The sequence below is a fragment of the Enterobacter sp. JH25 genome, assembly GCF_021725435.1.
Taxonomy (GTDB): domain Bacteria; phylum Pseudomonadota; class Gammaproteobacteria; order Enterobacterales; family Enterobacteriaceae; genus Enterobacter; species Enterobacter intestinihominis.
On sequence record NZ_CP091319.1, the window covers coordinates 3079454 to 3095224 of the forward strand.

A 15771-nucleotide genomic window follows, 5' to 3' on the forward strand; every position below is an offset into this window, starting at 1 on the left:
GGAAAGTGCTCCTAAGCGGCCTGTTTCAGCGGAGATTGTTCAAAGGAAATGTCAGGGAATATGTGGTTATGCAGTTCTCTCAGGGCCAGAGCCTGCACAGCAGGATTGCTGCTTTCGAGATTTTTCAGTTGCGTCAGGTTGAGCTGAACGGTGTAAATGTCACCCCCTTCAATCGGTGGCATATTCTCAAGACGGCGCACGTCATTGCGGGACATCCACCCATTCTGGAGCGCGCTGGTATAGTACGCAGCACGGCCCGCGCTGTCGGCGCGCAGCAGTCCTTCTACAGAGAACTCCGCGAACACCTCATCATCGCTGTCCAGCAGGCACCGTCCTATTTCCTGTTCTATGTTCACCAACAGGGGTCGCAGGGTATGTGTCAGGAACTGGAGGTTCATGCCCTCCAGACTGGATGCCCAGCTGCTTTGCTTCGTGGTGTGACCGACCATGAAAGGCGGAACGCGAAACCAGCGACAGATTTCCTCAATACTGAAAGAGCGGCTTTCCAGCATCTGGGCGTCTTCGGGATTCATGGTGACGCCCTGGTACTTCAATCCGCCTTCAAGCACCATGATTTTCCCGGCGTTTTTTGAACCGGTAAATGCAGCCATGTAGCTGCGAAGTCTTTCACGTTGTTCGTCAGACAGCGCATTCTCAGCGGAGAGAAAACCTGAACTCTGAAGCCCCTGTTCAAATATCTTCGCAGCAGACTCCTCAACCGCCATTGCAGAACCGATCACATCCCGGCCTGTTTTCATCGGCATCATGCCGCAAACACCGTCAAGACCGAACCCGCGAATGTGCATGATGTTTTTGACGGGAATGACGCGCTCGTTACCGTTTTCAGTGTATTTGTATTCCAGCGCCCCGGTCGTGAGACGTTTAACCACCATGTTCTGCGGCAGCAAAGGCACCAGCGAAACCAGGCGGTTTGCGATGAATTTCTTCTCAATGAAGGCGTTCCCGCGCAGGCAAATACTGGCGACAACCATCAACATAAAGCGTGATGGTGTCATTTCTGAATTGGGTCGGCGGCACAGTATCGAATAGGCCGGATGATCGGTTGCCGCTTTACGAGAACCGTCAGGCTGTCGAACGTATATTTTCAGCGGAAGCGTTGAAATAGACTCGCTTAACAGTCTTACACATGCCCACACAGCCGATAGCTGGATGGCTTTATCGGCCGTTACCACCTTTCCGCTGCTGCTGGTACCAAACCATTCCTCCCAGAATGTGCCGGTAGTCAGGCTGATAGGCACACCAAGCCAGTTAAGCAGAGCACTTTTAACCCTGCCTGGCCGTTTGTTTTTTTTCATCAGAAACCTACCATGATGGGATTATTGAAGAATCCGGAGAGATCCTGCTGGTCGTTGCCACCGTTAACCAGAACGCGGCTCATTGCTGTGAATAAGGCCGCAGGGCCATCAATTTTGGCCTCTGGTGTGGACTTATTCGGGAAAATGTTCTCGTTCCGGTCAGGTTTGACGGTTACGTTGGACATCATCCAGTTCATCACCGGGTGATCGCTGTGATGGAAGCGGCCACCGTATACCAGCGCTTCGACCTCTTTCATCGCCTCAGAGAAATTGCGAACCGTCTGCGGCACTTCCACCAGCGGCAACCCTTCTTCTGCCAGCGCAAGGCTGAACTGCGTCGCACTCCACGGGTCGAATCCAATTTCTTTCAGGCTCTCGCCAGCTACCCACAGCTGTAGCTCTTCCTTAATCTGAGCATGGTCGATTACATCCCCGTCGGTAAGGATCAGCTTGTCCATCCCGGCCCACTTACGATAGAGCTCTGCCATCTGGCGTGAACATTTCTCAAGGCGTCCTTCCGGTAGCCAGAATTTGAAATCCGCATGAACGTGGCCATCTGGCGCGCGCCAGACTTTAGCGGCCGCACAGATATCAATTTTGTTTGACAGGTCAACGCCCACCCAGGAGGGATAGGTTTTAAGTTCGTGCTGCGGGGCGATAAACTCGCATTTCTCCCATTTCATCATGTCCATCCAGGCTGACTCAGCGGTAACCCAGATATTCATATGCTTGGTGAAAAAGTTAATTCTGGCCGAAACCTGCTCTTTCGCCTTTTTAGCCAGGCGGCGCAGGTCATCCCAGCGCTTACAGATACCCAGCCCCGGATTCGCCTTCTGCCAGACTTTTTCATCAAAGGGATCGTCACCTTCATCTAAGGTGTAGATGATGGCAAAAAACGTATCGTCTTTTACCAGCCCACGCAGCACCTTGATGGCGTAATCACGCAATTCATAGCAGATGCCTTCTTTGTTGAAACCGGCGGTGGTGATACCGAAAAGCAGCGATTGCAGACGTGCGCCGGTTGCCGTCTCCAGAACGTCCCAGACGTCACGGGTTTTGTGAGCATGCAGCTCGTCGACGATGGCACAGTGGATGTTCAGGCCGTCGAGGTTGTTCGCATCTGATGATAAAGGCTCGAATTTGGAGGCCGTTTGCTCCTGGTAGATAGCGAGCTTGTTGAATTCGAAGATCCGCCCAAGAGTGGCTTTCGCCTTCTTGACCATATTCTTCGCGTCTTCAAAAACAATGCGTGCCTGGTCACGGGTGGTTGCAGCGGAATAAACCTCCGCACCGCCCTCGCCATCGGCACCAGCCATATAAAGCCCCACGCCGGAGCAAAGCGTTGATTTGGCATTTTTACGGGCCACCTCAACATCTGCTGTACGGAAGCGCCGAACCATTACTGGACGACCGCTGCCGTCGTTACGCAAAACGGTTTCTCCCGTTTCCTCGTTAACCAGCGGGATCACGAAACCAAAAATATTAATCAGGATGAAAACGTGCCAGTCCATCAGCTCAATAGGCTGCCCTGCCAGTGCGCCTTTTACGTGAGGTACAAAATTATAGAAATTCAGAATGTGCTGCGCGCGCGGTTCACTGAAGAAAATACCGCGCTCTTCGCCGTGTGCCAGATCGTCAAGAAAACGCTGACAGGCAAGGCGCACATACTCACAGGCAATAATTTCCCCCGCCACTACCCTCTCGGCGTAGCGGATGCCTTCTGCAACTTTAGCCATTAATCCCTCGCTTTCATAAACTCGGCCAGCGGATCAACCGCTTCAGGACCTTTTGCATTCACTTTCGATCGGCTGGCTGGAGTCATGCCGAACTCACCAAGCATGGCACGCAGACGTTTCCAGGCATCAGCTTTCATGATGGCGGCGGGGTGAGCCTTGATCAGCACATCCCCGCTCTGCGTTTCGGTCCGGTAGGTGTAGCCCTCAACTTCAAGCGTGTCGCAGTGATGCCGGTATTCGGTATAGGCCTCAACCAGCAGCTCAAGGGCTCTGGCATCAAGCTGAGACATCACACCGATAGCATCAAGCTCGTCGGCCATCCGTTTAAACCAGTATTTCCCCTGCTTGTCGAAATGCTTCGGCGTTGGGGGTACCCCTGAAGGGGGTTTTGGTTCGTTCTCATTGATCGGGCGTTTAGATGGGTTACCCCTCACCAAACGTAGATGGGTCGGGGTTTTCGGTGGTCCAGACATAATCGAAAACTCCTATTAATCATCGAGTGGGGGACCCCATAAAAAAGTTTTCTAACCTGCGGCGATGTGAAAAGAGGTTAGGCGGCGGTCCTTTGGCGCGTCGTTCCTGAACTTTCAACCCGCCCTCCCCCTCTGTCGCTTCAAATGAGAATTGATGTCATTTGAGTCTTTCGACCGCTGTCTTCGCCCTGTGGCAAGGCTTGCAGAGGCTTTCGAGGTTGGACAGGTCATCGGTCCCCCCATTTGCTTTGGCGGTGATGTGGTCCACCGTCTCAGCGGGTGTATACCTTCCATTTCGCAGGCATTCCTGACAAAGGTGTTTATCTCTGTCGAGAACGATTGAGCGCAGCCTGTCCCACTTGCTGCCATAACCTCGCTGATGCCTGCTCTGTCCTCGCTGATGCTGCTGCCAGCCTTCGTTAAGGTGCTTGGGACAATAACCTGAGCGGTCAGTGGTTGTGCCAGGGCAGCCACGCTTGCGGCATGCTCTCGGTATTAACGCAGGCATCAGGCTAACCTCCACGCCCGGCGGCGTTCTGTGCGTGGCGCTGAGTCTGGGTGACGCTCAACCGGTTCGCCGTCAGCATGGTCCACCAGCGAGTAACACGGATAGATCACTGAGCCACCCCATGCATCACCCACAGCGTAATCGGCGGGTTTGCTGTTATCCCAACGGGATAGCACGCGATGCACATGCTCAGGCGGGACGCTATAGCAAACGCCATGAATGAGTCTCGACAGCGTGATGTAATCAGCGCGTGTCTTATCAGCCACGATTAGCCGCTCAGCAATCTGCATTTGATATTGTGGAGGCCGCCCGGTACCGAGATAAAAGCTCAGCATGTCGCCAGGAAAACGAGCCAGCCAGTCCTGAGCCTTATAACGAAAACCATCAACGGGTAATGCATCCTCTTCGATGATAATCACTCTGTCTGATTGCTCAGCAGCCCAACGAAGAGCGCGAAGGTGGTTTGAATTTGCACCAGCACTATGCTCATCCATGAAGACAATGTCAGCCTCAAGCTTACTCGCTAACTCTTCAGCCATGGTGCGGCGGGAATGGTGAGCCACGATAGCGATCAACATCTGTCAGCCTCATTGTGTGTGAAATGCTCAAGTCTGGCGGCAATAGCTGCGTCCCTGGCTTCTTCAAGTGACATGAATGTTTTCCTTAGAACAAACTTGCCATTGAGCTTAACTTGCCATTGAGCTTAACTTGCGCGAGCCAGCGCCTGTTGCCGCGATTCAGATAAGTAACCCCGAGTACTCCAGTTTTACTATTTTTCTTAGCGCCGCCGAGGTTTTGATTGTTCTCGCTTCTGCTGGCCAACCTGAGGTGATTGATATTGCAGCAGAGCCTGTTGCGACAAATATGATCGACATCCATACCATCAGGAACAGGACCGTTCACGGACTCCCAAACAAAGCGATGCACACGTAATGCCTTACCGCCAGTTCGTATGCTGCCGTAACCTGTTTTTAACTTTGCGCCGGTCCATACCTGGCATTCGCCTTCAATCTTTGTCCTGGCCTTAATTGCTTCCTGTGGCGAGCTATAAACTGTGTTCCGCACAACCAATGGATCACCGTATTTCCGCCATCTGAAATAGTGCTTTCCGCACATCCCTCTTTTTTCAGAACGATTATCGCAGTCATTCACGGAACATTTTTTAGACATGTACATATCTCGCAACCAATAAAAAAGGCCGCCGAAGCGACCTTGATTTATTTTCAAATTATTTATGGCGCCAGAAAGCGTACTCTTTACCGACACCATCGGACTTAAAAATAGTGTGGATGCGCGGGCCGGTGATAATGCGATCGCCAAACGATTTAGCAACAATGCCAAAAGCGATCATATCCCCCACCGCGGCGCCAGCCTGTTCTTTCTTCCAGAAACGATAGCTCTCGATCCGGTAGTAAAGACGGATGATGCCGTGAGCGAACGCCATCACATCAGCGCGGCTGCCACCCAGCAGACCAGCGTTAAGCATCACATTGTTGCGGTGCGCTTCAATGAACTCCTGATAGATACGCTCAGGATGATTCTGTTTCGCCCAGGAGTCGGCGTAGGTCTTCGGTTCAGAACCGACATACACCTTCCCGGGTTCCATTTCTTCCCACGGCGCGCGAAGCATTTCGACATCGGTACCATCAGTACACCAGACGAACCGGTATTCAGGGTGATCTCGCAGGTGCTGCCAGATGTGCAGCCAGCGACGAAAGTAGACATTCATCTTCACGTCAGGTACGAGATACAGCTCAACATCGGCCGGGGCCGTCAGTAATTCATCCACCAGCGCTATACGCCCACACTGGCGAAGCGAGGCCGCCCATTTGCTCAGCATGTCAGGCGAGGCCGCCATTTTCGTGCCGCGCTGCGGGTCAGGCTGACTGGTGAGCAGCGTTGTGATAACTACATCGCGCTGCTGACGGTATTCAACGTAACCAGTAAACACGGAATCACGCCGTTCGTTGTGGATCTTCACGTTACGTTCCACCAGCGCCTGTCGGTCGGGACGCGGTACCGAACGCTCTACGGCTTCATGCTCATCGAGAGAATGGATTAGCTTTTCTGAACCGACCACATCACCGTAAGCCCACGTCGTCAGGCCAGCGTTATGGATACGTAGCGCGAGGTCACTGTGTTCGTACATGCCGCGACCGTATACCGGATCGAAACCACCAACCTTCTCGATAGCGCTGCGGTGGTAATACAGCATCACGCCACGCTGCCCGGTGTAAGCGATGTGCTTATCATCCCGGTACAGCACAGACATGTCATTCAGCTTATTGCGGCCAGCCAGATCGAGGAACTGATAAGCCAGATGCGGTTCAGGTGATTCGATGTAAGGCAGGTGCCAGTCATCAGCAATCGGCCAGGCATCGTCGTCCCACAAGAAAAGATGTTCACACCCGGCATCCATCAATGCTGACAGGCTGGCGTTCTTCGACGCAACAATGCCGAGTGATGTTTCATGGCGGAGCAACTGCACGCCGTCGGGAACTACCGCTGGAGGTTTCGAACCATCATCCACAACCACCACCAGCGCACCAGCTGGCAGGTGCTTCATGTGCTGTTCGATAGCTCTTTTCAGAACGTCGGCGCGCTGGTGTGTCGTTATTGCAATACCGATCCGCGATGAAATGATGCTGGCAGGCGCATACGGGACACCATCAATAGTGACCTGCATAATTTTCCTCTGGGAAGTTTATTAATTATCTTATTCGTAATAATGGATGGTCTGACGATAGCAATGGATGATGTTGATAGTTAATCACTAGGGAAGTAGAACAAATCTAAGTTAAACTACTGGTCTGATATGTATAAATTAATGATACATGTCATTATTTTTGCGAACCAAACCAACAATAAGGTCATTTATGAAAAAGTTAATTATGGTAGCTCTGGTTGCCGCAGCTGTTTCTGGCTGCGCTCAACAATCATTTTCAGTAAACAAAGGCATAACGACTACGCCACAGCAAGTTACGACACATCATTTCTTCGTTAGCGGGATTGGTCAATCCAAGCAAATTGATGCTGCTCAGGTTTGCGGTGGTGCTGATAAAGTTGTTCGTACTGAAGTTCAACAGACTTTTGTGAATGGGTTGCTGGGATTTGTCACCTTCGGCATCTACACCCCTCGTGAAGCACGCGTCTATTGCGCGAAGTAATATTTCATAGCAATTGAAACTGATAATCCTCTAGCCCCTAACAGGGGCTTTTTTACATCTGGTTGATAAAACAATTATCAAGCCCACCAGCAGGTGAGCTTTGTAATGGCTAACAGTCGGCATCTGGACGCGCTACAGCGCGACAGGCCCACATGCAGGCTTCCTGCATTTTGGTGCGCGCAATGGCGAGACAGCGGGCAGCTTCGTGTGCTTCAGTTGAGTGGTTGCCGGTAGCAGATAACTCATCGTTGACATGCTCACGTTCTGTATCAAGTAAATTACAGAAGTGTCGGCTGACACCCTTCAGGCGATTCATGCGCTCAATATCACCAGGCGTTAAGGTTCGATAGCCTTTAACGGTGGTGCCGTCCTGCGGTTTAGCTTCGCTCATCGGTTTCTCTCTTTTGGGTGGGTATGGAAAAATACCCGCTATTGAATGTGAACACAGCAGCATGCTTCACTCCTGTTTCTGGCAGTTCGCCTGCCACGCTTTGTTATGCGCCAGGATGTCTTTCTTCGTCTGGCGGTCCAGAACATCCCAGTCGTGATCCGTTCCGTAGATGGGTTTAACCCAGTCGCAAGCCGTGTCCACTACCTCAACCTTTACGGGTCCAGTTGTCCCGCAGCTCGCGATCAACATCGTCGCCAGACATATGGTTAACAGTCTGCTGTACATTGCTGGCCTCTTTAGTTGCTTCTACCCGGCGTTCCGCTGCTGCGACCGTTGCAGCTGCGTTATCTTCAGTGCGCTGCTGGTCGGCTTTCGCTTCCGCTTTGCTGGTGCCGCGAATATGTCCCAGGCCAAAAGCGCCTGCAATGGCGGAAATCACCAGTGCGGTCAGCCCGATTATCGTTTCGATACCCACATTCACCTCACACCAGAACGGATTTCGCCAGGTTAAACAGCGCGCGGCGTTTATCCAGCCCGTTTCTGCCGCCATTGATAAGAAGCGTCACGCGCTCCACGTCGCCGGAATGAAGCAGGCAACCGCGAGACGAATAGAACCATGCAGCTGAGCGCGCGGCGTATTCATCCTGTTCAAGCAGCTCCGGGTGGGTAACGAGGTCCAGTTTCAATGCGTGGCCACAACTGCGATAGTTGCTCAGGCCGGTAATCTGTTTCAGCCCACGACCGCGATATTTCCAGCCATCACCGGCAACCTGATTGCCCAGGTGTTCTTTTCCCCACTCCCCACCGTATACCAGATTAGCGATCGCTTTCTGGTTTGCCGGTTGCGTTGCAGTTCTGCCAAGTGCGGCGGCCTGCTGTTGCGTGATGCGGTGGCTGCCGAACGTAGGTACCAGGTTTTCTGCCGCGTAATTCAGGTTCTCCACCAGCCGGGTAAATCTGGTGCTTTCATGCCCCATCTGGGCAATAAACATGGCCTGATCAAGCGGTGCGGTGATGCCGTATTCCTTCATAGCGGCGTCGATATGCGGAAACCAGCGCGCAGCTAACCCGGCGCTGATACCAGCCGCCTTCTGAAATTGTGATTGGTTCATTAGTGCCTCAGTACATCAACCAGGCGCGCCATGTTTCCCCGTGCCCAGAGAAGAGCAGCGCAAATCAGGACGTTCACCAGCACCACAAACCAGTGTGATTCGTGATACAGGCCGAACAGGTAACGGAAAGGGACGCTGGCATAAACCAGCACCGTGAAATAAGCCATCAGCGATATCAGTGGACGATGTCTCGCCCCTCCACGCTGGTAGAACATGAGGGCAAGAACGATCACCCCGCAGATGATGGCATTCGCCATTGCACTCGGATCACTTGTTACCATTGCTGGTCCCTCCTCCACGTAAACGAGAGAGAATTCCAAACAGGCTACCCAAATCCTGGCTGTTGACGAACGTCAGCAGCTTAATCGCAATAGCGGCTACGATTACCGCGCCCAGCGCATCAAGTGGCCTGTCGCTATACCCCGTCCATTTGGAGAAGTAAGAGCCAAGAAGTGGAGCGCCAATAACGCCGAAGATGAATGAGGTGATGAAGTAGCCCACCAGCTTCAGGCGGCTGATATTTACCGCCGTAGCGACGTAGAACACCGCGCCAGCAAATGCACCAAACACCACACCGTAATCAATGCCGGTTGCAAGACCGAACATGCTGGCCCCCATCAGACCACCAGCCGCTACCGTAGTGCCAGAAACAGGATCGGACATTTAGCCCCCTCTTATTGCCGTGAGTCCTCTCAGAACGAGGGGAAACAAAAAAGGCCACCCGGAGGCAGCCCTTAAAATAAAAAACCCGCAGCAGTGGCGGGTTTATGTTTTGATTTGTTGCTCAGTACGCTTTACTGTCCCGAGCCTAACACAATTTAAGCACTTTCCTGCTCACTCTGCAACTTAAATCTGTCGCTATTTGTGGCGAATGCGTCACAAAGTGGTGCGTAAAGGATCGATTCTGCAAGACTAACCCATGTATCAATGCGACGACGGCATGTAATAAGGGTCCAGTCGGGGTGTTTTGAATTAAGCTCTTTAGCCATCTGGAGTTTGCTTTTACGCAGACGATGACGATCAACAATCACGCCATACAGCCCACGGTATTCTTCGTTCATCAATACCGCAGCAATAACGCCGTCAATCTTTAGCCCCTCCTCGTCTGAGCAGAACGCCAGGCCAGTTTTGTTTTTACTGTCGAGGATTTCACGCAGGTATGCTTCCAGCTCGGGTTTAGTGATGCCGGATTTCTTCATGCGGCGCAGCGCATCGTTGATGGCGGATTTGGTTATTTTCCCGGATGCCAGCAGCTGGTTGAACATGTTTCCGCCCGAGCCACCACCGATATAAGACCAGCGACCCCACATGCGGAGCTTTCCCTGTACCCAGATACTTTCGAGAGTGCGAAGGCGAACCAACTCGCCGGATTTGCCTACTTCTGAAGGATTGATCATTTGCGTCTCCACTTACGCCAGTACGCCTATTGCCAGCGCACGATCTAAAAACCGAAACAACAGCGTTAGCTGGTCGCCGTGCTTCGCTTCAAATGCCACGGGATCAGCGTGTAACTCGTCGTGATGCGCTCTGCACAGCGGTATCACAAACAGGTCATGCGCTTTAGTACCCATTCCCCCCTGCCCGTGGCCTATCAGGTGGTGGGGGTCGTCTGCCGGGTTATTGCAGCAACTGCACTGCTGCGACTTCACCCAGCGGGTGTATTTCTCGTTTTCCCAGCGTCGGCGCTTTGGCCTCAGCATGAAAGATTCCGGCGTTTCAGGATCGACCTTCACCGCTACTATCTTTTTTGCCTTCTCCTGAAAGATTTGCGTAGCCGGTAATGACGGGACAATGTCGCTTTCCCTCATCACTGACCTGTGTTGTTCTGGCTTGATTCTGAGTGCTTTACTCGCCACCGATTCAGGAACAAGGTCAGCCAGATCGTTACGTACCATCCACCAGCAGAACTCAGGAAGCGAAAGAGTGTGGTCAGGGCTGAAACCTAAATCAATATTTACCCTTTCCAGCAGCCATTTTACCAGGTTCTGCATGGCAATTCCTGCCAGTCTTTCAGTGGTTTGCTCACGTAAATGGTTATCACAAGACCAGCAAAGACGAATGCTCCCCGGAGCGTGGCGCATTACCGTAAAGTCACTGGCATGCCAGTCAGTGTGAGGCCACTGACATTCAAATTTTCTCTCCAGCCAGGCATCAAGGCTACTCAATCCACCAGCTCGCTGAATGACCCTTTCGTTAACGAAAATAGCCTGCATGTTGGCATCGTCAGTCAGGGGCTGGTGGGCTTCAGGGATTAATCCCGATGGCAGATGCTGTATGGCTTCGGATGGTGGCTCAATAACTACCCTTCCCTGACGGAATAACCAGAGCAGTTCGGTACCAGGGCGGAACAGAACCACCCCGGATATCGGCGCAATTTCAGGCGTCAGTATGGCTCTCACCCAATTCCCCCCATTGTTGGTTGATGCCTGGTTATCGATATTTCTACCCTTCCGCCACGCACTTTCGGCCCCCACTCCACCAACATTCTCTGCACCTGGCTGTCATCCTCCCAAATGCCTGCATGCGTGAGCGCGTCAAACAGAGCCTTGTTGTAGTTGTCGATGTCGCGGCGGCGGGCATCTGGAGGAAAGAGAAGGATTTCCACCGCAGCTGGTGATGATGATGGTTTTGGTAAGCAACGCAGTTGCTCAATGATCGCTGCACATGCCGCGCTTTGATATGCCCTGCCCTTCTCGCTGATAAGATGGCGGCCTTTTAACGGCCCCTTGTTTGGGGCTCGCCAGTATGTGTTTACGCTCGGTGGGAACGGGAGCACCAGTTTCATAAACTCACTCCCTGTTTTTTCAGCCAATCAACAGCGTTATCTCTGGCCTTATCTCCACCGGATAGCAGGTCTTTGATGATCGTTACTGGATCTGCATCCCATTCCGTTTTGACGACGGTAATGCCCCTGGCTGCGCCAGGAGCAACAGTGATGTAACCCTTTTTCTTAAGTGACTTCACGTGCGCTACAGCAGCGTTCGGTGATGCGCAGCCAATTAATCCGGCAAGCTCCAGCATCGTAGGTGGGAAGCCTGCCTTTTCGATATGAACCTTGATAGCTTCAAACACTTCATTCTGACGCGGCGTTAATTCAGGTTTCATGCGGCGCGCTCCTGTTGTTTTTTCATGGGAACGGCAACTGCCGGTATAAGCTCAACAGCTGGTGATTCAGCCTGATTTCCCCAGTGGTCCCAGCCTGGTGCACCGCAACGGCTGAACAGTTCGATGCGCGGAACGTCACCGTAAAGCTTCTCCAGACGGAAACGGGCCTCTGCTGGCTTCTGGCTGTGTTCTCCGAGTGGGCTGTAAATAACCTGCTTGATGCTGGCGCATTTGCGTTCAAGTCCTTTTCCCCTGGTGGCGATCAAGAGGTCTTCGGTATTGGCTCGGGTGTAGTTCCCGCCGTTCATGCGTGTCTGTGCGTTCAGCAGGTCGAGGAAGTCGTAAAAATCTTCCACACGGCCTGCCTGAAGTACTTTGTTGATATGCTTCTCTGCCAGTGGGTTGAACTTTACCCAGGTAAAGCCCTTCATCGTGCGGACCTTAAAGCCCCACGCTTCAGCCAGTTCGATAGCTTCGCGGGTATGGGTTCCAGTAAACCACATAGCCAGAACTGCATCATCGGCAGCCAGGTCCCAAACCGGTAACCGCTTCATGTCGATCAGTTTCATCGTGTCGTAGTGATCTTCTGCTGCACCGTTACTGGCTTTGTTGTCATAAAGCCAGGCTGGGTCAGCGTAAATCAGTGAGTATTTCATCAGACATTCCTCGCTCGGCCAGCCAGACACCATGCATCAGAGGGTGCTTTCACTTTCGGCGCCATGCTCAAGCAACGCTGACGCTCAATCAGTATCTTCATCCGCTGCTCTTCGTTCTTAGAGCGATTAAAGGCATCCAACAGAACTGTGGCCGCACGCTGGTAGAGCCCTTTTTCAAACAGGTCTTGAGCCTTATCCATCATCCTGGTTACAGCTGGATTCGGCGCTTCTTCCTGTTCCGATACAGCTGGTGTATCTGCCCGGTTAATTTTCAGTGCAGAACGCCCCTCGCTAACGTCACCACCCGGCGCTTTGGCAAAATACTGGTAGCACTTACCGTTATGCTGCCGTGTTGCGCGATTCAATTTGACCAGATTGCATACACCGCGCTGAACAGCGTGAACGTCGTACTGGTGCATTGATGCTGCGATCTGTTTGTTAGTTAACCCAGGGTTTTCAGCGATGAAAATTTGAATATCTTTCAGAAGGCTCATGAGTTCGCTCCTCTGAAACCTGCCGGGATGACTTTGTCTGGCTGACCGAATTTCAACGGATCTTGTTTGCGGACAGCGTCCCAGTCCTCACGCTTAGGTCGGCCTTTGCTATTCCAGCGCAACGCGTTCTGCAAATATCCTTCGAACTTCGTTGGCCTGAACAAAGTTGTAGGCTGCATGTGTTCGTAGTATTTCGTGTCTTTCCACTGCTCGTGCTTGTAATCAATAACCAACAGCAACTCATCGAGTGTGAAGTTCTCACGAAGTCTGGCGCGAATATTATCCAGGGAGCTTTTCCCCTTGCGGAATGTCTTACCAGTAACGTCATTGAGATGGTTGAGGATTAAGACTGCCTGACCAGTTATCAAATCAACCTGACTGACACATGCAGTGTCGGGTTGCGACGCAACCTGACAATTAGGTTTTTTATCTGATGGATCAGTAGTTGATTTTACTGACGGATCCCCACCAGATTCTGACGGGTGAAAACTGCCATTATTACTGTTTTTCGACGCATCAAATTTTGACGGGTCGGATTTTGACGCGTCAGATTCTGACAGGTGAGAAAAGGCAGCCGCCTGTAATTTCGTAACATTGAGCTGGTAAACATTCGATGCATTACGGTTGCCTTTACGACGCTGCTGGCGGGTTAACCAACCGTCTTTTTCCAGCTGAGATATAGCTGTGCGAACCGTGCTCTCACCAGCACCAATCTGGCGCGCGATGGTAGCAATAGAAGGCCAGCTAACCCCTTCATCACTGCTGAAGTCTGCCAGGCGCGCCATGATGGCAACGCTGGACAGCTTCATGCCTGAAGAAGCGCAAGCGTCCCAAACGTAACCGGTTAATTTAGTGCTCATGGTCGTCCTTTAACTCTGTAAATTTACGCTGGAATTGCTCAAGAGGGCTGAAGCACTCATGATCGTACCCTTCGCGAAGGTATATAACGCGTCGAGTCTCGGGCTCCCATCTGATGACGCGCACCGGGACGCCATAGTGATCTCTGAAACGCCGGTTAAGTTCTCGCATAGCGCTCTCCCCTTCCGACGCCAGACACCCACAATCGCCATAGCCCTGCTGTGGTTACATGGAACCCAGCGGCCTGATACCATCCGCTCATACCGAAACGACGAGGTTCCAACAACGGGAATACCACGTAGTTGCGGGAGACGGTTGTTTACCGTTACACTGTTCATGCGTTAGTTTCTCCACTGATACGACACGCCAAGGGGCCCGGAGCTGCACACTCGCGGGCCTCACCCATTTCTGGGAGGCAATAAACACGGGAAATAAGGTTCAGGAACGTCATGAGAGTGACCCTGAACTGATATGCGATATCGTTAAGACTTTGCCACTCGCTCCGGTCAACTACACCATCTTCAATGTAATGACGGTAAGCATTGACCAGCTCACCAAGTCTCCCCACCAGCTCGGCCAGTTTCAGGCCAATCTCTTCGTTTTCATCATCAGGCACGGCGCCGGGAACGTGTATTCCGTTATCAGTTTCACGAGAGTACGCGTCAGCGATGTAACTTACGCCAGCAGCTCTCTGAAGCACCATTGCCCAGCCCATTGGAAAGATCTGGTCGCCACCAGCACGAAGGCGGTTAAAGAGTGAATTCTGGGTTTCGTCCAGAATCTCCGCCGCTTCAGCGTATCCGCCTGGCAAAGCGGCAATCGTCTTCCTGATTGCGCTCACCAGCCAGGCGGGCTGCTTCTCAACTTTCCATTCAGGTTCTTTACCCACGGTTAACCCCTTATCTCTGTGGTTATTTCTGATCGCTTGGCGATGTATTCTTGCCATAACGTTCTGGGTTGAATTCCAGTTCACCAGCAGTTCGATACGCAGCTTCAGCAGCTCGTCCTTTTGGGATTAAGCGTCCTGGGCGGTTACGCCACTGGTAAACGGCCTCACTAGTGATGCCAAAAAATTCGGCAACTTTTTCAGTGCTGCCGAAATGTTGTTCAATCTCGTCGGTTGTCATGAAGCCTCCTTAGCTAAGTTTGATTAGATATTAATAACCAATCTAACTTTGGTCAATAAAAACTAAGATTGCTTAGTCTTTTTTAAATTTGGTGCTTTCATGGAAACGGTTGGTCAGCGCATTAAAGCCCTACGTAGGGTTACAAGAACCTCTCAAAAAGAACTGGGTAAATTCTGCGGTGTTAGTGACGTAGCGGTCGGTTATTGGGAAAAGGATGTGAATATCCCAAACGGTGAATCGCTGGTTAAGCTGGCGAAATTTTTCAATACATCAATAGATTACATTCTTTACGGCACCGAATTTGAAGGTGCCCTCATAACTAAAATGCGGCGTGTGCCAGTGATTTCTTGGGTTCAGGCTGGGCAGTTTACGGAATGTAAAACTGCTGATTTGTTCAGCGATGTCGATAAATGGGTTGAGACATCACTTCGCATTGGAGATAGCTCGTTCGCTTTAGAGGTCAAAGGGGATTCAATGACCAATCCAAATGGCCTCCCAACAATACCTGAAGGGGCTACCGTTATTGTTGATCCAGATGTCGAACCCCTTCATGGGAAGATTGTTGTTGCGCGTATTGATGGCACTAACGAAGCGACTGTTAAAAAACTTGTCATTGATGGCCCACAAAAATTTTTAGTCCCACTAAATCCTCGCTACCCCAACATACCGATCAACGGTAACTGCCTTATTATTGGCGTTGTCAAAGGCGTTCAGTACGAAATCTAAGTTCCCTAACTTCTCAAAACACTAAACTAAGAAAAGTTTGGTGTTTACCCTTGACCTAAAAACTAAGTTAAGTTAGATTTTATTCCATCAGCAGCGAACATT

The 15771-nt window shown here is 51.7% G+C and carries 25 protein-coding genes; 2 read left to right on the forward strand and 23 right to left on the reverse strand.

Annotated elements, in window-relative coordinates:
- Positions 1–11: 11 nt before the first annotated feature.
- From L2Y28_RS14765 to L2Y28_RS14795, 7 genes are all read right to left on the reverse strand, one after another.
- Positions 12–1316: a phage portal protein gene (locus L2Y28_RS14765; protein ID WP_045342765.1), complete on the reverse strand. Its 1305-nt coding sequence runs from the start codon at positions 1314–1316 to the stop codon at positions 12–14.
- The gene (locus tag L2Y28_RS14770) at positions 1316–3052 is read right to left on the reverse strand and encodes a terminase large subunit (protein WP_016063095.1); all 1737 of its coding nucleotides are present in this window, start codon (positions 3050–3052) and stop codon (positions 1316–1318) included. Before L2Y28_RS14770 ends, L2Y28_RS14765 begins: the two co-directional genes overlap by 1 nt.
- Positions 3052–3525 carry a phage terminase small subunit P27 family gene (locus tag L2Y28_RS14775; RefSeq protein ID WP_022650844.1) on the reverse strand — a complete coding sequence of 158 codons (474 nt, stop codon included), beginning with the start codon at positions 3523–3525 and terminating at the stop codon, positions 3052–3054. Before L2Y28_RS14775 ends, L2Y28_RS14770 begins: the two co-directional genes overlap by 1 nt.
- A gap of 157 nt (positions 3526–3682) precedes the next feature.
- The gene (locus tag L2Y28_RS14780) at positions 3683–4033 is read right to left on the reverse strand and encodes an HNH endonuclease (protein WP_042889602.1); all 351 of its coding nucleotides are present in this window, start codon (positions 4031–4033) and stop codon (positions 3683–3685) included.
- On the reverse strand, positions 4033–4611 hold the full coding sequence (locus L2Y28_RS14785; RefSeq protein ID WP_042889601.1) for a hypothetical protein: 579 nt from the start codon (positions 4609–4611) through the stop codon (positions 4033–4035). Before L2Y28_RS14785 ends, L2Y28_RS14780 begins: the two co-directional genes overlap by 1 nt.
- Positions 4612–4696: 85 nt before the next feature.
- A complete protein-coding gene (locus L2Y28_RS14790) occupies positions 4697–5203 on the reverse strand; it encodes an HNH endonuclease signature motif containing protein (RefSeq protein WP_218055591.1) in 507 nt (168 codons plus the stop codon).
- A gap of 58 nt (positions 5204–5261) precedes the next feature.
- Positions 5262–6719 (reverse strand): glycosyltransferase family 2 protein, encoded by a 1458-nt coding sequence (locus L2Y28_RS14795; RefSeq protein WP_058645257.1) that lies wholly within the window; start codon positions 6717–6719, stop codon positions 5262–5264.
- Positions 6720–6909: 190 nt separating this feature from the next.
- On the opposite strand from L2Y28_RS14795, the gene L2Y28_RS14800 reads away from it, so the two are divergent.
- Positions 6910–7200: a Bor family protein gene (locus L2Y28_RS14800; RefSeq protein WP_032671404.1), complete on the forward strand. Its 291-nt coding sequence runs from the start codon at positions 6910–6912 to the stop codon at positions 7198–7200.
- 109 nt (positions 7201–7309) lie between these two features.
- Here the strand turns inward: L2Y28_RS14800 and L2Y28_RS14805 are convergent, their stop codons facing one another.
- The 16 genes from L2Y28_RS14805 to L2Y28_RS14875 all read right to left on the reverse strand — a co-directional run bounded on the left by L2Y28_RS14805 (position 7310) and on the right by L2Y28_RS14875 (position 14943).
- Positions 7310–7591, reverse strand: a complete 282-nt coding sequence (locus L2Y28_RS14805; RefSeq protein ID WP_042889599.1) for a hypothetical protein — start codon at positions 7589–7591, stop codon at positions 7310–7312.
- A gap of 66 nt (positions 7592–7657) precedes the next feature.
- Positions 7658–7792 carry a hypothetical protein gene (locus tag L2Y28_RS25520; protein ID WP_255298879.1) on the reverse strand — a complete coding sequence of 45 codons (135 nt, stop codon included), beginning with the start codon at positions 7790–7792 and terminating at the stop codon, positions 7658–7660.
- 4 nt (positions 7793–7796) lie between these two features.
- Positions 7797–8066, reverse strand: a complete 270-nt coding sequence (locus L2Y28_RS14810; RefSeq protein ID WP_058645273.1) for a hypothetical protein — start codon at positions 8064–8066, stop codon at positions 7797–7799.
- A gap of 7 nt (positions 8067–8073) precedes the next feature.
- Positions 8074–8703: a glycoside hydrolase family 19 protein gene (locus L2Y28_RS14815; RefSeq protein WP_058645255.1), complete on the reverse strand. Its 630-nt coding sequence runs from the start codon at positions 8701–8703 to the stop codon at positions 8074–8076.
- Positions 8703–8984 carry a phage holin family protein gene (locus L2Y28_RS14820; protein WP_058645254.1) on the reverse strand — a complete coding sequence of 94 codons (282 nt, stop codon included), beginning with the start codon at positions 8982–8984 and terminating at the stop codon, positions 8703–8705. The genes L2Y28_RS14815 and L2Y28_RS14820 overlap by 1 nt, the downstream gene beginning before the upstream one ends.
- Positions 8971–9366, reverse strand: coding sequence for a phage holin family protein (locus L2Y28_RS14825; protein ID WP_017145563.1), 396 nt, complete (start codon positions 9364–9366; stop codon positions 8971–8973). The genes L2Y28_RS14820 and L2Y28_RS14825 overlap by 14 nt, the downstream gene beginning before the upstream one ends.
- Before the next feature lie 155 nt (positions 9367–9521).
- Positions 9522–10100 carry a DUF1133 family protein gene (locus L2Y28_RS14830; RefSeq protein WP_053504493.1) on the reverse strand — a complete coding sequence of 193 codons (579 nt, stop codon included), beginning with the start codon at positions 10098–10100 and terminating at the stop codon, positions 9522–9524.
- 12 nt (positions 10101–10112) lie between these two features.
- Complete coding sequence (locus L2Y28_RS14835) at positions 10113–11102, reverse strand: DUF968 domain-containing protein (protein ID WP_058645253.1); 990 nt, start codon at positions 11100–11102, stop codon at positions 10113–10115.
- Positions 11099–11488: a RusA family crossover junction endodeoxyribonuclease gene (locus L2Y28_RS14840; protein WP_058645252.1), complete on the reverse strand. Its 390-nt coding sequence runs from the start codon at positions 11486–11488 to the stop codon at positions 11099–11101. The genes L2Y28_RS14835 and L2Y28_RS14840 overlap by 4 nt, the downstream gene beginning before the upstream one ends.
- A complete protein-coding gene (locus tag L2Y28_RS14845) occupies positions 11485–11808 on the reverse strand; it encodes a LexA family transcriptional regulator (protein ID WP_058645251.1) in 324 nt (107 codons plus the stop codon). Before L2Y28_RS14845 ends, L2Y28_RS14840 begins: the two co-directional genes overlap by 4 nt.
- Complete coding sequence (locus tag L2Y28_RS14850) at positions 11805–12464, reverse strand: MT-A70 family methyltransferase (protein ID WP_058645250.1); 660 nt, start codon at positions 12462–12464, stop codon at positions 11805–11807. The genes L2Y28_RS14845 and L2Y28_RS14850 overlap by 4 nt, the downstream gene beginning before the upstream one ends.
- Positions 12464–12958: a hypothetical protein gene (locus L2Y28_RS14855; protein ID WP_058645249.1), complete on the reverse strand. Its 495-nt coding sequence runs from the start codon at positions 12956–12958 to the stop codon at positions 12464–12466. The genes L2Y28_RS14850 and L2Y28_RS14855 overlap by 1 nt, the downstream gene beginning before the upstream one ends.
- On the reverse strand, positions 12955–13818 hold the full coding sequence (locus L2Y28_RS14860; protein ID WP_058645248.1) for a conserved phage C-terminal domain-containing protein: 864 nt from the start codon (positions 13816–13818) through the stop codon (positions 12955–12957). The genes L2Y28_RS14855 and L2Y28_RS14860 overlap by 4 nt, the downstream gene beginning before the upstream one ends.
- Complete coding sequence (locus L2Y28_RS14865; protein ID WP_032619902.1) at positions 13808–13987, reverse strand: DUF4222 domain-containing protein; 180 nt, start codon at positions 13985–13987, stop codon at positions 13808–13810. The genes L2Y28_RS14860 and L2Y28_RS14865 overlap by 11 nt, the downstream gene beginning before the upstream one ends.
- A gap of 163 nt (positions 13988–14150) precedes the next feature.
- Positions 14151–14705 (reverse strand): YmfL family putative regulatory protein, encoded by a 555-nt coding sequence (locus tag L2Y28_RS14870; protein ID WP_032634986.1) that lies wholly within the window; start codon positions 14703–14705, stop codon positions 14151–14153.
- A gap of 22 nt (positions 14706–14727) precedes the next feature.
- Positions 14728–14943, reverse strand: coding sequence for a Cro/CI family transcriptional regulator (locus tag L2Y28_RS14875; protein WP_023315869.1), 216 nt, complete (start codon positions 14941–14943; stop codon positions 14728–14730).
- A gap of 99 nt (positions 14944–15042) precedes the next feature.
- Here L2Y28_RS14875 and L2Y28_RS14880 point away from each other — a divergent pair, with 99 nt between their 5' ends.
- Positions 15043–15669 carry a LexA family transcriptional regulator gene (locus tag L2Y28_RS14880; RefSeq protein WP_023315868.1) on the forward strand — a complete coding sequence of 209 codons (627 nt, stop codon included), beginning with the start codon at positions 15043–15045 and terminating at the stop codon, positions 15667–15669.
- Positions 15670–15771 lie beyond the last annotated feature (102 nt).

What these genes read in the sequence shown, in the direction of transcription:
- L2Y28_RS14765 (WP_045342765.1), bottom strand. Translation starts at nt 1,316, where the DNA reads ATGAAAAAAAACAAACGGCCAGGCAGGGTTAAAAGTGCTCTGCTTAAC.
- L2Y28_RS14770 (WP_016063095.1), bottom strand. Translation starts at nt 3,052, where the DNA reads ATGGCTAAAGTTGCAGAAGGCATCCGCTACGCCGAGAGGGTAGTGGCG.
- L2Y28_RS14775 (WP_022650844.1), bottom strand. Translation starts at nt 3,525, where the DNA reads ATGTCTGGACCACCGAAAACCCCGACCCATCTACGTTTGGTGAGGGGT.
- L2Y28_RS14780 (WP_042889602.1), bottom strand. Translation starts at nt 4,033, where the DNA reads ATGCCTGCGTTAATACCGAGAGCATGCCGCAAGCGTGGCTGCCCTGGC.
- L2Y28_RS14785 (WP_042889601.1), bottom strand. Translation starts at nt 4,611, where the DNA reads ATGTTGATCGCTATCGTGGCTCACCATTCCCGCCGCACCATGGCTGAA.
- L2Y28_RS14790 (WP_218055591.1), bottom strand. Translation starts at nt 5,203, where the DNA reads ATGTCTAAAAAATGTTCCGTGAATGACTGCGATAATCGTTCTGAAAAA.
- L2Y28_RS14795 (WP_058645257.1), bottom strand. Translation starts at nt 6,719, where the DNA reads ATGCAGGTCACTATTGATGGTGTCCCGTATGCGCCTGCCAGCATCATT.
- L2Y28_RS14800 (WP_032671404.1), top strand. Translation starts at nt 6,910, where the DNA reads ATGAAAAAGTTAATTATGGTAGCTCTGGTTGCCGCAGCTGTTTCTGGC.
- L2Y28_RS14805 (WP_042889599.1), bottom strand. Translation starts at nt 7,591, where the DNA reads ATGAGCGAAGCTAAACCGCAGGACGGCACCACCGTTAAAGGCTATCGA.
- L2Y28_RS14815 (WP_058645255.1), bottom strand. Translation starts at nt 8,703, where the DNA reads ATGAACCAATCACAATTTCAGAAGGCGGCTGGTATCAGCGCCGGGTTA.
- L2Y28_RS14820 (WP_058645254.1), bottom strand. Translation starts at nt 8,984, where the DNA reads ATGGTAACAAGTGATCCGAGTGCAATGGCGAATGCCATCATCTGCGGG.
- L2Y28_RS14825 (WP_017145563.1), bottom strand. Translation starts at nt 9,366, where the DNA reads ATGTCCGATCCTGTTTCTGGCACTACGGTAGCGGCTGGTGGTCTGATG.
- L2Y28_RS14830 (WP_053504493.1), bottom strand. Translation starts at nt 10,100, where the DNA reads ATGATCAATCCTTCAGAAGTAGGCAAATCCGGCGAGTTGGTTCGCCTT.
- L2Y28_RS14840 (WP_058645252.1), bottom strand. Translation starts at nt 11,488, where the DNA reads ATGAAACTGGTGCTCCCGTTCCCACCGAGCGTAAACACATACTGGCGA.
- L2Y28_RS14845 (WP_058645251.1), bottom strand. Translation starts at nt 11,808, where the DNA reads ATGAAACCTGAATTAACGCCGCGTCAGAATGAAGTGTTTGAAGCTATC.
- L2Y28_RS14850 (WP_058645250.1), bottom strand. Translation starts at nt 12,464, where the DNA reads ATGAAATACTCACTGATTTACGCTGACCCAGCCTGGCTTTATGACAAC.
- L2Y28_RS14855 (WP_058645249.1), bottom strand. Translation starts at nt 12,958, where the DNA reads ATGAGCCTTCTGAAAGATATTCAAATTTTCATCGCTGAAAACCCTGGG.
- L2Y28_RS14860 (WP_058645248.1), bottom strand. Translation starts at nt 13,818, where the DNA reads ATGAGCACTAAATTAACCGGTTACGTTTGGGACGCTTGCGCTTCTTCA.
- L2Y28_RS14865 (WP_032619902.1), bottom strand. Translation starts at nt 13,987, where the DNA reads ATGCGAGAACTTAACCGGCGTTTCAGAGATCACTATGGCGTCCCGGTG.
- L2Y28_RS14875 (WP_023315869.1), bottom strand. Translation starts at nt 14,943, where the DNA reads ATGACAACCGACGAGATTGAACAACATTTCGGCAGCACTGAAAAAGTT.
- L2Y28_RS14880 (WP_023315868.1), top strand. Translation starts at nt 15,043, where the DNA reads ATGGAAACGGTTGGTCAGCGCATTAAAGCCCTACGTAGGGTTACAAGA.